The 16,031-nt window shown below is 28.4% G+C and carries 15 protein-coding genes and 1 riboswitch; of the genes, 4 read left to right on the forward strand and 11 right to left on the reverse strand.

Annotated elements, in window-relative coordinates; all coding sequences use genetic code 11:
* The 8 genes from Q0V15_RS07335 to Q0V15_RS07370 all read right to left on the reverse strand — a co-directional run.
* Positions 1-483 (reverse strand): PTS sugar transporter subunit IIC (locus Q0V15_RS07335; RefSeq protein WP_297437507.1); only part of this gene is annotated, 483 nt, incomplete at its 3' end.
* Positions 484-520: 37 nt separating this feature from the next.
* On the reverse strand, positions 521-994 hold the full coding sequence (locus Q0V15_RS07340) for a mannose/fructose/sorbose PTS transporter subunit IIB (protein ID WP_297437509.1): 474 nt from the start codon (positions 992-994) through the stop codon (positions 521-523).
* A 1-nt stretch (position 995) separates the two neighbouring features.
* Positions 996-1,415: a PTS sugar transporter subunit IIA gene (locus Q0V15_RS07345; protein ID WP_297437511.1), complete on the reverse strand. Its 420-nt coding sequence runs from the start codon at positions 1,413-1,415 to the stop codon at positions 996-998.
* A 376-nt stretch (positions 1,416-1,791) separates the two neighbouring features.
* Positions 1,792-3,120 (reverse strand): MFS transporter, encoded by a 1,329-nt coding sequence (locus Q0V15_RS07350; protein ID WP_297437513.1) that lies wholly within the window; start codon positions 3,118-3,120, stop codon positions 1,792-1,794.
* A 199-nt stretch (positions 3,121-3,319) separates the two neighbouring features.
* On the reverse strand, positions 3,320-4,174 hold the full coding sequence (locus Q0V15_RS07355; protein WP_297437515.1) for a homoserine O-succinyltransferase: 855 nt from the start codon (positions 4,172-4,174) through the stop codon (positions 3,320-3,322).
* Between the two features lie 10 nt (positions 4,175-4,184).
* A complete protein-coding gene (locus Q0V15_RS07360) occupies positions 4,185-5,462 on the reverse strand; it encodes an O-acetylhomoserine aminocarboxypropyltransferase/cysteine synthase family protein (protein ID WP_297437517.1) in 1,278 nt (425 codons plus the stop codon).
* 135 nt (positions 5,463-5,597) lie between these two features.
* A riboswitch (SAM riboswitch) is annotated at positions 5,598-5,727 on the reverse strand.
* 85 nt (positions 5,728-5,812) lie between these two features.
* Entirely contained in the window at positions 5,813-6,370 is a 558-nt protein-coding gene (locus tag Q0V15_RS07365) for a 5-formyltetrahydrofolate cyclo-ligase (RefSeq protein ID WP_297437519.1), read from the reverse strand.
* Between the two features lie 9 nt (positions 6,371-6,379).
* On the reverse strand, positions 6,380-8,110 hold the full coding sequence (locus tag Q0V15_RS07370) for a bifunctional diguanylate cyclase/phosphodiesterase (RefSeq protein WP_297437521.1): 1,731 nt from the start codon (positions 8,108-8,110) through the stop codon (positions 6,380-6,382).
* A gap of 143 nt (positions 8,111-8,253) precedes the next feature.
* Here Q0V15_RS07370 and Q0V15_RS07375 point away from each other — a divergent pair, with 143 nt between their 5' ends.
* Positions 8,254-8,778, forward strand: a complete 525-nt coding sequence (locus Q0V15_RS07375; RefSeq protein ID WP_297437523.1) for a ferritin-like domain-containing protein — start codon at positions 8,254-8,256, stop codon at positions 8,776-8,778.
* A 63-nt stretch (positions 8,779-8,841) separates the two neighbouring features.
* On the opposite strand, the gene glmM is transcribed toward Q0V15_RS07375, so the two are convergent.
* Positions 8,842-10,188: a phosphoglucosamine mutase gene (gene glmM / locus Q0V15_RS07380; protein ID WP_297437525.1), complete on the reverse strand. Its 1,347-nt coding sequence runs from the start codon at positions 10,186-10,188 to the stop codon at positions 8,842-8,844.
* A 394-nt stretch (positions 10,189-10,582) separates the two neighbouring features.
* Here glmM and Q0V15_RS07385 point away from each other — a divergent pair, with 394 nt between their 5' ends.
* The 3 genes from Q0V15_RS07385 (at position 10,583) to Q0V15_RS07395 (ending at position 14,627) form a co-directional block, all read left to right on the forward strand.
* On the forward strand, positions 10,583-11,881 hold the full coding sequence (locus Q0V15_RS07385; RefSeq protein ID WP_297437527.1) for a DUF349 domain-containing protein: 1,299 nt from the start codon (positions 10,583-10,585) through the stop codon (positions 11,879-11,881).
* 132 nt (positions 11,882-12,013) lie between these two features.
* The gene (locus Q0V15_RS07390) at positions 12,014-13,432 is read left to right on the forward strand and encodes an MBOAT family protein (RefSeq protein ID WP_297437529.1); all 1,419 of its coding nucleotides are present in this window, start codon (positions 12,014-12,016) and stop codon (positions 13,430-13,432) included.
* A gap of 13 nt (positions 13,433-13,445) precedes the next feature.
* Positions 13,446-14,627 carry an alginate O-acetyltransferase AlgX-related protein gene (locus Q0V15_RS07395; RefSeq protein ID WP_297437531.1) on the forward strand — a complete coding sequence of 394 codons (1,182 nt, stop codon included), beginning with the start codon at positions 13,446-13,448 and terminating at the stop codon, positions 14,625-14,627.
* Positions 14,628-14,679: 52 nt separating this feature from the next.
* Here the strand turns inward: Q0V15_RS07395 and Q0V15_RS07400 are convergent, their stop codons facing one another.
* Both Q0V15_RS07400 and Q0V15_RS07405 read right to left on the reverse strand, forming a co-directional pair.
* Positions 14,680-15,375 (reverse strand): response regulator transcription factor, encoded by a 696-nt coding sequence (locus Q0V15_RS07400; protein ID WP_297437533.1) that lies wholly within the window; start codon positions 15,373-15,375, stop codon positions 14,680-14,682.
* 164 nt (positions 15,376-15,539) lie between these two features.
* Positions 15,540-15,848, reverse strand: a complete 309-nt coding sequence (locus Q0V15_RS07405; protein WP_297437535.1) for a YerC/YecD family TrpR-related protein — start codon at positions 15,846-15,848, stop codon at positions 15,540-15,542.
* Positions 15,849-16,031: the final 183 nt, after the last annotated feature.

Consider the following 16,031-nt stretch of genomic DNA (forward strand, 5'->3'; position numbering starts at 1 on the left):
AGCACTTACTAATGCAACAACTAGAACTGGAATAACAACTCTTAGCATTTGTAATGTTAATGCTGCCCAGTTGCAGAAATCTATTCCCCAAAGATTACCCTTATTAGCATATGAATCTGCTAAATGTTGAAAACCTACGGATAAAGTTCTCGCAAATATCCCAATCATTTGTCCAGCGACTGCAAGTGGTATAGCTATTGCAAAACCAACTGCAATTGGTTCTTTATAATATACTACTAATATACTAGCTATTAAAGATGCTAACGCTGGATCTGGCGCTACAGCAGCTCCAATATTCATCCAACCAATAACTATAACTTGAAGCTGTGCACCTAGCATAACCCCAAGAGTAACATCACCTAAAATTAAGCCCATAACAGTACATGCTACTAAAGGTTGATAAATTTCAAATTGATCTATAATGGAACTCGCACCACAAATTGCGGCAAATATTGCAACTAAAACGATTTGTGTAATAGTCATTTTAACTAACCTCCTTTTATTTCTAAGGACTTAACAGTTAAATTTTTGTCATCAAATTAATTTTTGAATCTTTAGCAATTTTTCTAATCTCAAGTTCTATCCCGAGTTTGTCTAATTCTCTAAAAGCTTTTATATCATCTTCATCAACTGAAACTGCTGATGTAATTTGTGTCTTTCCTTTTTGGAAACTCATTCCACCTATATTTATACTTTTAATCCCCACTCCACCTTGTATAACTCTTAATGCTTCTGTTGGATTTGTGAATAAAGCTAACACTTTAAACTCATTAAATCTTGGATCTTTATATATCTCTATCATTTTCTTAACTGAAACAACATGTGATTTAATACCTGGAGGGGCTACCTGTTTAAGCATAGTTTTTCTAAGTTCATCCTTTACAACCTCATCTGATACTATTATTATTCTGTTACACTTTGATTCCTTTGACCAAACTGTAGCAACTTGTCCATGTATTAATCTATCGTCAATTCTTACTAAATTTAAATGCATTTTAAAATTCCTCCTCTTCATCATCTTCTATATTTTTTTCAAAATTAATTATTCCTTCTTTACCACTATTAGTTGCTATTTGTTTAGCATCTTCTAATGATATATCTTCGCCATTTCCTACAAGTTCTAAATACATTGGTAGATTCATCCCTGTAACTAACTCATACTTATCATTTGCAATTACTATTGTACTTGCTGCATTAAATGGACTTCCTCCAAATAAATCAACTAAAAATAATATTTCATTATCTTTCCCTAATTCATTTACAACGTTTTCATACTTTCGCAAAAGATCATCTAATCCTTCTCCTGGCATAAATGTTACTGTTCTAACATAATCCTGTTCTCCTATTATCATAGAACCTGATTTGTATAAAGCTTCTGAAAATTTTCCATGTGATGCTAGTATTATTTTTAACATCCTTGGCACCTCCTTTGTTTCTCTTTATGTTCTTATACTAATTTATATAATCCCCTACTACAAACTAGTTTTTTTTGTAAATTAGTATAATTAATCCCTTATTTTTCTCTAATCCATTTATTTTATTTGCATAAAAATTAACATTGTCATTTTTTTATTCATAATGTTATCTCTATATGAAATCGTTAACATTTTTAAATTGATTATCGATAATCTTTGGCATAGCTATTGCCTTTAATATTACTAATAGTACTTAAAATACTTCAAACACCTCTTATTTCTATATCTAACCTGACTAGACCAGTTATATAATTATACATAAAAAAAAGCTATCTTCAAAGTAATTTTGTTCTTACTCTAAAAATAGCTTTTTATTCTAGTAATCTAAATTCTTATTAAATCTCTTATCAAATACAATATATAGCATAATTCCACAAAGCATAAATACCACTGCGAATCCAAAGAATAACATATGATATCCTCTAGCTGTACTAAATAATGTTTTAGCTCCCATATAACCAATTATTATTGATATAACAGCATTTATTCCTGTTATAACCGCTAAAAATATTGGTCTATTCTCTTTTTTAACTAAAAGTAGTTGCAGAGAATCTTGAACTGGGTGAACTGCATGTGTAAATCCATATCTTAAGAAAATTGCTGCTCCCATAACTACCGCTGTTACTGGTAGAAAAACATTTCCCATTCCCATAACTATCATAACAGGTCCTGATAAGAATATAAGAAGTGCAAATGACTTAATATTACCCATTTTCTTAACTACAAATGGTGTTGCAAGTAAGAATACTAGCATCCCTAAACTTTTAAATGAAAGAATAGTTGATGTTGTTCCCCTACTTATGTGTAAAATTCTATTAAAATAGATTGCAAGATTTGGAGTAATAAAGTTTGATTCAACTCCCATTGCAACTGAATAAATTACCCAACATACTATATATTTATTTTTAAATATAGCTGGATCAAATTTAACTTTTTCAATTTTTTCAATTGTCAATTCTTGAATGCCTCTATAATCTTCTTTCTTTTCTTTCATTAAAGCAAGAAGTATTATAACTACAACAAGCATTGCTACAGCTATCCAAAGAACTAGCTTATATGACTGTGTATAATAAGCTAACTGCTCTGGTGTAAGTTTACTAACATGTGCTGTAAGCTTGTCCGCTTTATCATATGAAATACCAAGCATTTGTTTAAATCTATAAACAACTAACTTTCCATCAAACATACTAACAACTGATTCCACTATAACATTAATAATAATAACTCTAGTAAAAGTAACTATCCTATTACCTTTATTAGTATATGCCATAATAATAAGTGCCATCATAATATCGAAAGCTTTATCTCCAAGATGTAAAAGTGTTGATGATAATGCAATTGAAAAATATGCATGTGAATAGATGGCTAAAACAAATGCAAATAGCATAGAAATTGCAATAGCAATAAATACTTTTCTGTGACCAAACCACTTAACTGCAAGTAGTGCTATAACTAATATTAACATTGCAAATCCTATGAGCATTGATAAATCATCTGATGCTGCTTTATTACTAAGTCTTAAATAACTTCTGTATGTGTCTCCAACTATACTTTTAACTCCACCAATGATACCAAACACTATTGTGAATAAAAGTATGTTTAAGGCATATCTTTTTTGTTCCAAATCTTTAATCTTCTTTGTCATAAGTAAAATAACTCCCTTTATTAAACTTCATAAAATACATTAATATCATATCACAATCGATATTCTCTTTCAATTAATAATTGCTTCCATATAAGTTACAAAGTCATTTATGAATATCTTTAAACAGCAAAAAAGCTACCTATAATAGCATTCTATTTATAGATAACTCTTTTTTCATTTATTTTAATACTAATTACTCTTATTTTATAAGGTTTTTATAAAATTTAATTGCATCTTTTCTCCAATCAAATCTTATTCCTTCATCTATATTATCATTAACAAAATAGCCCTTTGGTTTATTTATTTCTAAGCCTTTTTTTAAATCTCTAACATATTCTTTTTTAAGACTTTCCTCATCATATTCTATATGACCAAGTATATAATAATCATTAAATTCGCCTCTTAAAAGATGTTCTTGCCCTTCCTCTGTTACAGATATTAGCTTAAGCTTATTGCAATTTTTTAAATCTTCTTTTGATAATTCAGTATGTCTTGAGTGTGGCGCCCTAAATCCACCCTCTATTCCAGATAAGATTTCATCCCCATTTAAAATCTCATGTGAAAATACACCAAATATTTTTTCTTTAGTAAGTACCTTTCTAATAGAATAAAAATGATTAAGTGCAACCTGTGCTCCCCAACATATAAACAAAGATTTTTGAATATTTAATTTTGAATAATCTAAAACTCCACGAAGTTCAGTAATATAATCTACTTCATCAAAATCCATTTTCTCAAGTGGCGCCCCTGTCACTATAAGAATATCAAGATTTTCTTTAACCTCATCAAAGCTTCTGTAATTTTCCATTAAATATTCATAAGGTATATTTTTAGGCTTATAACTATCAAGTCTTATAAATTCAACCTTTAAATTTTCACCTGTCTCACATAAAAGTCTTAAAATCTGTGTTTCTGTTTCACATTTTGTTGGCATTAAATTAAGCACCCCTACTTTTTTAATGCTACAACAGCCCTCATCATCTAGCACTTCTATGTCATACTCTTTTGAAAGTGGTGCTAGCCCATTTATTTTCTTAGAAAGATATATCGTCATAATTAATCACCTATCCTAACTTATCAAATGCTTGTTTAAAATCATTTATAATATCCTGTTCATCTTCTATACCAACAGAAATCCTTATAAGGTCTGGTGATACTCCCGATGCTATCTGTTCTTCCTCAGATAACTGACTATGAGTTGTACTAGCAGGATGAAGAATTGAAGTTCTAGCATCTCCTATATGAACAACTAAAGCTGTTAATCCAAGTGATTTAGTAAATATTTTTGCAGCTTCAACTCCTCCTTTTATTCCAAAAGTAAGCATTCCTGATCCTCCTTTTGGTAGAAGTTTTTTAGCTCTTTCATAGTCTTCCTGAGTTTCAAGAAGTGGATATCTAACCCAACTAACTTTCTCATGTTTTTCTAAGAATCTTGCAAGTGCTAGTGAATTACTACTATGCCTCTCCATTCTAAGATGTAATGTTTCAAGTCCTAGATTTGTTAAAAATGCATTTTGTGGACTCATTATGCAACCATAATCTCTAAGTAGTGTTACACGAAGCTTTGTTATATATGCAGCACTCCCAAAAGTTTCTACATATTTAAGCCCATGATAACTTGGATCTGGCTCTACTAAATCTTTAAATCTTCCATTATCCCAGTTAAAATTTCCTGAATCAACTATTATTCCACCAATCGCAGTTGCATGCCCATCAGAGTATTTAGAAGTTGAATGAACAACTATTGCTGCACCATGCTCAAATGGTCTACATAAATACGGTGTTGCTATTGTATTATCAACAATAAGTGGAACTCCTGAAACTTTTGAAATTTCTGAAAACTTTTCTAAATCTAAAACATTTATACTTGGGTTTCCTATAATTTCACCATAAAAAAGTTTTGTATTTTCATCAACTAGTTCTAAAATTTCTTCCTTTGTAGCCTCTGGACTTACAAACCTTGTTTCAATACCAAGCTTCCTAAGATTTATATTAAATAAGTTATATGTTCCTCCATATAAATTTGAAGTTGAGATAAGATTATCTCCACAAGAACATAAATTAAGTATCGCAAGTAAAATTGCTGATTGACCTGATGAAGTAGCTACTGCTCCAACTCCACCCTCAAGTTGTGTAAATTTGCTTTCAAATCCCTCTAATGTTGGATTACTAATTCTTGAATATAAATGACCTGCTACTTTTAAATCAAAAAGGTCTGCAACATGGTCTGGGTCTTCATACTTAAATGTTGTACTTTGATATATTGGTAAAACTCTCGGTTCACCAACCTTTGGCTGATATCCACCTTGAACACAAATAGTTCCTTTACTAAAACTACTCATAAAAAAAAGCCCCCCTTTTTTATTAGGTGACTTTTATACAAGAGCAACATACTAATTTATAAATTATATAGCAAAAAAGCTACTTCAATCTACAAGAGATTGAAATAGCTTTAACTTCTATTTTAAAAACAATCTCTTTTATCTTTCATGAAAATAAGTTCTTAAAACTTTTATATTTCCACGCAGGATTTAGCACAATTCTAACTTACGTAGTTAGCTGTTGCTAGGTTTCACAGGGCCAGTCCCTCCACCTTCTTGATAAAAGACCTATATTAAATTCTTTCTTATATACTTATTGTATTATACAAATTTAGGTATTGCAACTATTTTATGGTTATTTTTGCATGAAATTAAATATAACTAATTTCTTTTTCAGAAATTATCATATCTATACTTATATCGTATGGCATATGATATACATCTGTTACTAGTTGATAAGCATAACATAAAGATATTTTAAATGAATTTGGATATTTCTCAAAAAATCTATCATAATATCCTCCACCATATCCAAGCCTTTTACCATCTTTATCAAAAGCAAGTCCTGGTACAATACTTAAATCTACTTCTTCACTTAAAATAGTTCCATCAACACTCGGCTCTAATATTCCATAAGACCCACACTCTTTCAAATCATCTAAAGATTTTATTTCGATAGCTTCCATTTTTGTTTTGCTAAAAACTTTAGGTACACATACTCTTTTTCCATCAGCTAAAATCCTTTTAATTATTTCAATTGTATTAAATTCTTCACCTATACTAACATAAATAAATATAATTTTAGCTTTTGGGTACTCCTTAGTTTCAAAAAAAACATTTCTTATTATTTCATCTAAATTTCTTTTTAAATTACTATCCATATTTTTTCTTTTTTCTCTCATACTTTTTCTAAGTTCTACCTTACTCACTTTATCACACTACCTTTTTACAAATTCTCGAAGCCTAATAACTGGCATTGGTTTGTAGAAGAAATATCCTTGAATATAATCACAATCAAGCTCTTTAAGCATTCTTGCTTGCATATAATCTTCTACACCTTCTGCAACAACTCTAAACCCAAGTGTTTTAGAAACATCAATTATATATCTAACTATACTTCTATTTTTCTCACCTTGCATTATAAAACTTCTATCTATTTTTATAGTGTTTATCTTAAACTCTTTTAAATACTTTATAGAACTATATCCTGTTCCAAAATCATCAATAGCAATTGAAACTCCTAGACTACTTATATCTTCAAACTTTTTAACAACATCATGTGAATTGAAAAGCCCGATACTTTCTGTTAATTCAAGTTCTAAATTTCTAGGGTCTATCCCTGAATTATTAATCGCATTTTTAACTTTTTCAAGAAAGCTCTTTTGTAAAAACTGTATAGGTGAAACATTTACTGCTACTGAAATATCTGTTCCAAGTTCTTTATTTAATTCATTGATATCATTAACTGCTTTATTTAAAATCCACTCTCCAAGTGTTATTATATAGCCTGTATCTTCAGCAATTTTAATAAATGAAAATGGTGATATATAACCATGTTCATCATCAAACCATCTAACAAGAGCTTCAACTCCATCAATCTTATTTGTTTTAAGATTAACCTTTGGCTGGTAATGTAATTGTATATCCCCTCTTTTTAAAGCCCTTTCAATCATATCAAGTGTTATATCTTTTTTATTTTTACATGTAAAGAACTCAAAGCTATTCTTCTGTCTTTCTTTAATTGTAGTCATAGCAAGATATGCATTATTCATCATTGCTGCTGCTGTACTTTCTTTTGAACTTTTAGTGCAAATACCCATACTTACAGAAATAAATCCTCCAACCCCTGTGTTTTCAATTGAATTTATCTCAATTAATAAACCTTCAACATATGAAGCAATATTTGTATCATTTATCTCATCACTTTTTAAAACTACTGCAAATTCATCTCCACCAATTCTAGCTATAATACTATCTATTTCTATATATCTAGTAATTGTTGATGCAACAAGATTTAAAATCTCATCACCTTTATGATAACCAAAATTATTATTATAATAAGAAAAGCCATCTATATTTATACAAATAAGAATCATATCTTCCTTTGTACCTCTTTCAATTTCCTTATCTAATTCAGTTATAAATGTTGACCTATTCATAAGTCCTGTTAGTTCATCATATTTAGTAGAGTAATTAAGTTTTTCTTTATACTCATTTATAGATACTATTATTCCATCTATATTTTGCTCAAGTTTTGTAGATGTATCCAACATCCCTCTATTATCTTCATCAATAAATAACCCTTTTAAATCACTTTCTATAACTCTAATTTTAGCCATCATTTTATAACTAAAAACTCTAAGGAATAAATAAGCAAACATTATTGCAGCTACACAAAAAACACCCGCACTCCCAAATATAATCTTATTTACAGATACATCAATATCTTGTTCTATTTTGCTTAATATAGCTGTCGATATTTCTTTATCATTAGTGTACTTATCACTATTTTCTTCTATTTGCTCTATATCATCTTGTATCTCATCTACAAATACATGTATTTCATTTTCAGTATATTTATAAACTAGGTTCATTGAACCTACTACTAATCCTAATGTTAAAAGTCCTATAATCGATATTCTTTTCAGAAAATACTTTTTTCTATCCATAATAATTTACCCCTCATATACTCGATTGATATTTAATACAATTTTACCATAATTTGCACTTTATTTGTATATCAAAAAAAATTTTAACATAAATAAATATAATTCATATTATATTTTAACTGAATTATATTAAAGGAGTTACTATGAGTTATACAACCGATAGACAACCACAAGGAAAAGCAGTTAATTTACCTAATTTTTTAAGAGAGGCAATGATAGGTGAACTTGTTGCAATAAATGATTACCAAGAACATATTGGCTATTGTCCAATCCCTGAAGTAAAAAATATCTTTGAGCATATTATGGAGGATGAAAAAAGACACTATGGTATGTTACTTGATTTAACTAGAAAATGTGACCATATTCAATATGATATGTCCATTGAAGTTCCAAAGCATATATCTATTAAATGCAAAAAATTAAACGAACTCTCTAGTAAGAAAAAAATTAGTATGTCTTCACTTCTGATAAAAATTAGACTTGATATAAAATCAGAACTTGAAGCTATTATTGCCTACGAAGATATTTTAAGTCAAATAGATAATAAAGATGCTATAAAAATAATAACTGAAATTACAAATGATGAAAAAGAACATATAGAAGAGTTAAGCTATATTCTTTTAAAACTTGACGGTGATTGTTATGGTCCACTTGAAAACCCTTGCTAAAAAATTAAACAATCTATATATATAAAAATAAGCAGTAGGTAAATCCTACTGCTTATTACTATATTATTTAACTTTTTCTTCTATTAATTTTGCAAGATCATGTGCAAGTTTATCAATTTCTTGTTGATTTTCACCCTCAAGCATAACTCTTACAAGTGGCTCTGTACCAGAAGGTCTTATAAGAACCCTTCCTTTACCCTCTAATAATTCTTCTATTTTAACAATCTCAGATTTAATTTGTGCATCAACCTCATGGATATTTTTCTTCTCATTAGGTACTTTTGCATTAACTAAAACTTGTGGTAAAACTCTCATAACTTTTGAAAGTTCTGATAAAGTTTTTCCTGTTTCTTTAAGTATTGTAGATATTTGAAGTGCTGTTGCAAGTCCATCTCCAGTACTATTATGATTAAGTAATATTATATGACCTGATTGTTCTCCACCAAGCATATATTCATTTTTAACCATGTTTTCAAGAACATATCTATCTCCAACACCTGTTATTTCAGCATGAATTCCATGCTCTTTACATGCAAGCATAAGACCTAAATTACTCATAACTGTTACAACTAAAGTATTATCTTTAAGTTGTCCGATATCTTTTAAGTATTTAGCTGTTATCATCATTAAGAAATCTCCATCTACGAAGTTTCCATTTTCATCAACTGCTAAACATCTATCTGAATCACCATCAAATGCAAATCCTGCATTACAATTATTTTCTTTAACGAATTTCATTAAATCTTCTGGGTGTGTAGAACCACACTTTTCATTTATGTTTATTCCATCTGGAGTGTTATGAATAATACAAACTTCTGCACCAAGTTCTTCAAATGCTTTTTCTGCAACTGAATATGCTGCTCCATTTGCACAATCTAAAGCTATTTTAAGACCATCAAGTCCCTTACTTGCAATTCTCTTTGAATATTCAATATATAAATCATTTGCTCTAGTATCTTTAGTTTCTCTTCCAATTTCAGCTCCAATTGGACTTGGAACACCTTTAAAGCCATTTTCTATAACTTCTTGGATGCTATCCTCTAAGTCATCCGATAATTTATATCCTTGTGAATTAAAGAATTTAATCCCATTATATTCAACTGGATTATGTGATGCTGAAATCATAACACCTGCATCAGCTCCATATTCTCTTGTTAAATGTGCTACTGCTGGTGTTGGTATAACACCTATAACAATTGCTTCAGCTCCTACTGATAAAATACCAGCAACTAAAGCTGATTCAAGCATATCTCCTGATATTCTTGTATCTTTTGCAACTAATATCTTAGCTTTATGAGCTCCTTTTGTTAAAATGTAAGCACCAGCTCTACCTAAATCATAAGCAAGTTCTGATGTTAACTCTGTATTAGCTATTCCTCTTACTCCATCTGTACCAAATAATCTTCCCATTTCTGTCACCTCTATTAATACTTCTTTTTATTATTCTACTCTTAAATTCTTTTCTATATACTATTTTTTATATACAATAGTATTTTTCTTATAATCTCATTTAATTATTCAAAAATCTTTCAACAACTAGAAATATAACTCATTACTTATTTCTTGTCAATTATAAGGATAATAAGTCAAAACTTAGTATATTCTCCCACAACCACTTTTTATTTATTAATTTTCAATTAAATTTGTCTAAAACCCATTATATTTAAAGACTAATTACATATAATCTTTGTGTAAACTAATAAATTTTTAAATAAACTACAATTAATATCACTTTATAGTGGACATACATTTTTTAGACAACTAGAATAGTAGTATAAGCGTAATTCGAAAGGGGATTTTTAAAATGAAAATGAGAGAGTTTAAAAGATACATAAAAGATAACCAAAACTCGGAACAATCATCAAATAATTCATTTGCAAATCAATTGAATGAGTTTGATAAAGAAAGTGTTGAAAAAAGAAAAGCTATAATAACAGAGATTATTACTATTGCTAATAATTCTGAAAACTGGAAAGAAGCAAATGCTAAGTTTTATGAATTATTAGAGAATTTCAAAAATATATCTTGTACAGATAAAGATGAACTTACAAAACTTAATGATGAACTAAATATAGCAAGAAAAACTTATTATGATAAAAGACAAGATTATTATGATAGAGCTGGTGAAAGATTCCTTGCTAATGCTGATAAAAAAGAAGAGTTAATTGCTGAACTTCTAAGTATAAAATATGTACCTGATGCTATAAAAGCAACTGATGAACGTATAAATAAATTAACTGAAAACTTCTTTGAAATTAAATTTGCTGGAGATAAGCAACAAAAATTATATGATCAGTTTAATGAAATTAAATCTGCTTTAAGAGAAGATAGAAAAGCTGCTGTTGAGATTTTAAAAGAAACTTACTCTACTAAAAGAGATAGAAAAAAAGAAATTCTTGCAGAACTTACAGACCTTGTTAACTGTCCTAACTGGAAAGAAGGAACTGTTAAGTTTAATGAACTTACAGAAGAATTTAAAACTATAGGTTTCTCTGGTAAAGAAGGTAATGATGAAATTTCTGCTGCTTATAAAGAATCTAAAGAAAACTTCTTTAAAGCTAGACAAGTTTTCTTTGATGAAATGAAAGCTAACTATGTAGTAAATACAGAAAAAAGAAAAGAATTCATACAAAATATTAAAGACTTATATGTAAATGAAAACTGGAAGAATGCTTCTGAAATTATTAAGCAAATAAGCGAAGACTTCTTTAAAGTTGGATATTGTGGAAATGATAACAATCAAATTCTAATTAATCAATTTAAAGAGGTTCGTGATGGTTTCTATGCTTTAAGACAAGAGTATTTTGATGGAGTTAAAAATGCTAGAAATGATAAGCAACTTGATTTCCTTTCTACACTTGCTAAAAACAAAGAAGATTTTATAGTTAAACTTAAAGGTTTCATAAGTGCTGACACTGATAAACTTGAAGAGTTTAAAAATAGATTATTCTCTGTAAGAGGTGAAAATACTGAAGAAAGAATTGGAAAGTTCCAAGAAATAATTGAAGATATTCAAACAAGAGTTGCTGCCAATAAATCTAAACTTAAAGTAGTTCAAGATGAGCTATTCCAAGTTAAAAAACAAATAGACGAAATTAAATAATAATATATTATCCTCCTAAGAATTTCTTAGGAGGATTTTCCTTATTCACATCTTATTTACCCTATCTTTTTTACCAGTTAATGTTTTTTATGTAAACTTTAAACGTTAATTTATAAAAAAGGGGGGATTTTTTTGATTTTTAGTAGTTTAACTTTTTTATTTGCTTTTCTACCAGCAGTTCTTGTAATCTATTTTTTAGCACCAAAAAAATTCAAAAATTGTATTTTACTAATTTTCAGTTTATTTTTCTATGCATTTGGAGAACCTACTTATGTTTTAATAATGCTTGGTTCTATCACACTTAATTATATATTTGGTATTTTAATTTCCAAATATGAGAATATAAAAACAAAAAAATATTTATTAATATCTTCAGTAGCTTCAAATCTACTTATTCTTGTATTTTTTAAATATTTAGTTTTCTTAATTACAAATATAAATATACTTTTCAGTTCTAATTTAACCGTTCCAGAAATTAGCCTTCCACTTGGAATATCATTTTTTACATTCCAAGCCATGAGCTATACTGTTGATGTTTTTAGAAATGATGCAAAGGTTCAAAAAAACATTTTCAACCTTGCTTTATATATAAGTCTATTTCCACAACTTGTTGCTGGCCCTATCGTTAGGTATCAAACAGTTGCTGATGAAATTGATGATAGAACAACAACTTTAAATGATTTTAGCTATGGAGTACATAGATTTGTTATTGGACTTGCTAAAAAAGTAATTCTGGCTAATAACCTCGGACTTTTATCAGATAAATTTTTCAATATAGATATTGCAAATTTAACTGTTTTTGGTTCTTGGATTGGTATTATAGCATTTTCACTTCAAATTTTCTTTGATTTTGCTGGATACTCTGATATGGCAATAGGACTTGGAAAAATGTTTGGATTCAACTTCCTTGAGAACTTTAACTATCCGTATATTTCAACATCTGTTTCAGAATTTTGGAGAAGATGGCATATGTCACTTGGAAGTTTCTTTAGAGATTATGTATACATTCCACTTGGTGGAAATAAAGTTAGTAAAGCTAAATTCTACCGTAACATATTTATTGTTTGGTTTTTAACTGGACTTTGGCATGGTGCAAGTTGGACATTTATAGCTTGGGGGCTTTACTTTGGATTATTTATAACACTAGAAAAAGTGTTTATTTTAAAACTACTTAATAAATTACCAAAGTTTACAAGGCATATATATCTACTTTTCGTAGTTATTATAGGATGGGTATTCTTTAGAGCTGATAATTTTGAACTAAGTATAAATTATCTTCAAACTATGTTTGGTGGAAATCTTGGAGTACTTACAAATCTTGATACAGCCATCATCTTTAAAGATTTCTTTGAAGTTTTAATACTTGGAATTATACTTGCAACTCCAATTGTTCCATATACTATAAATAAAATTAAAACTCTTAAACCAAATATCATAACTAAAGATTATTATCATGCATTCCATGGATTATCTTTAGCAATTATGACTTTAACTGTTATAGAAAGATTGCTTGTTTCATCATACAATCCTTTCTTATACTTTAGATTTTAAGGAGGGGTATTAAATGAATAAAAAGCAAAACTTACTTGTAATCACACCATTTCTAGCTTTAACATTTTTAATTACAGTTGTTAATCTTATAATGCCTGACTCAAAATCTAGTACTTTTGAGAATAGAAATTTGATGCAACTTTCAGAAATTAGTGGTGATTTTAAAGAGTTTACTTCAAAATTTGAAGAGTATTATTCTGACCAGTTTATACAAAGAGATTTATTTATTAAAAATGATAAGAAGAAACAACTTGCTTCTGCAAAAAGCAGAATTGATGGTACTAATATAACAGAAGATGGTTTTCTTATAAAAGATATATATAAACTTAATGATGAACATATAAAAACTCAATCACAAAAACTTAATCTACTTGGTGAAGAACTAAAAAAAGATGGAACTAAACTTATTCTAACATCTACTCCTAGTCATTCAAATATTCTACAATTTAAAGTTTCTGATATGGATTATCTAAATACTAAAACAGATGTATCATTAGATGTTTATGCTGATAATTTAGATAGTGATAATGTTTCATTTATAAATCTTGATAAATATTTTAAAGATACTTTTTCTAAGGATGAACTTTCTGATTTTTACTTTAAAACAGACCATCACTGGAATATGTCTGGTGGGTTTGAAGGCTTTAAATATATCATAGATTTTTTAAATGAAAATCATGACCTTTCAGTAGAACTACCTTTAGATGATTACAAGAAAATACTTTTAGAAGATAAAAGTTTTAATGGTAGTAGAAACATGAACCTATATTATTTATTCTCAAGACTTGAGGATATTCACTTTGTATATAATAAAAATCATAATAAAGACCTTAAAATAACTATATATAAAGATGATACCGGACTTATAGATTTAAAACCTGAAGATGTTTATGCATCTGAACTTGAATCTAAAAATTTAACTTATACAGGTATATACGCACATGGAGTTCCTTATAGACATATAAAAAATTCTAAGTCACTTACTGATAAAAAAATTGTTATACTTAGAGATTCTTTTGTTTCTGCAATGGAATGGTTATTTACAGATATATTTGCCGAGGTTATTATACTTGATTCTAGGTATATAGATGAACCTATTATGCCTATAATAAAACAAATAAAGCCAGATTATCTAATGCCAACATTTAATAGTTCAAGTATTACAACAATGGTTTCTGGTATGTTAAAAGAATAAAATTCAAGGTGTAGTTTTATAAAAACTACACCTTTCCTTCTACAAAATATACTTAATCTCTTCTTCCCTCAAATCTATATCCAACCCCATATACGGTAACTACAAATTTAGGATTTTTACTATCTAGTTCTATCTTACTTCTAAGATTTTTCACATGAGTATCTATCACTCTATCATAACTTTCATTTTCATCACCAAGTGCTAAAAGAAGTAACTGCTCTCTGCTGTAAACCCTCTTTGGATTCTTAGCAAGACTTAAAAGTATTCTATACTCTGTTGCAGTTAAAGTAACTACTTCACTGGCTATAAACACCTCATGACTTTTAGTTTTTATTACAAGTTCTTCATTATTAAAACTTAAAACTTCTTTTTCAGAACACTTTTCAGTTCTTTTTAGAATTGCTTTAACCCTTGCAACTACCTCTTTAGTACAAAATGGTTTTACTATGTAATCATCTACTCCAACCTCAAACCCAGCAAGTCTATCCTCTGCATCATCCTTAGTTGAAATCATTACTATTGGTACATCACAAGTTTCCCTTATCTGTTTACAAAATTCTATCCCACTTGAATTAGTTAACACTGAGTCTAATATTATTAGACTAATTTTATTCTCATTTAGTACTGTTAATCCATCTTCTTCATTATCTGTTTTAAAAACATTAAAATCTTCTTTTAAAAGATATTTTTCTAATATATCAGACATCTTAACTTCATTATCTATAATAAGTATGCTAATCTTTCTCACCTCTTCTAGCCACTAAACAGCTTTATATTTATTGTAAATATTACTCTTTTAATACATCTTGCATTAAAACAATAATATTAGGTTTAATCTTATTTTAAAAAACAAAAAAACTTTTCTATTCTATTATAAACTCAACTCAAAATTTTTACAAAAAAAAGAAGCAATTACTTTGCTTCCTTTATATCTATTCTATCTAAAATTTTATTATATCCATCGCTACCATATGTTAAAGCCCTATTAACTCTACTTATAGTTGCTGTTGATGCACCTGTAATTTCTGCTATTTCTATATAAGTTTTTTTCTCTTTTAGCATTTTTGCAACCTGTAATCGCTGTGATAAAGCCTTTATCTCTGTGATTGTAGAAATATCATCAAAAAATCTATAACATTCCTCTTGTGTTTCAAGTGCTAATATAGCATCAAATAAGTAATCTAACTCATCTGATTTTAATTTAGATGTAAACTCACTCATAACTCTCTCCCTTTCATCTAATACCAACGTCATTTAATAATCCATTACTTTATCATAATAAAGCATTTTAAATAAAAAGTGAAGTAGCAAAATACATGATACCTACTCCTCACTCTCTATACTATTTCTTATATCATCATAAATTCTTTTTGTTGGTACAAGCCACACTTCTCCAGAGCCTTC

Source organism: uncultured Clostridium sp. (assembly GCF_947036855.1).
Taxonomy (GTDB): Bacteria; Bacillota; Clostridia; order Clostridiales; family Clostridiaceae; genus Sarcina.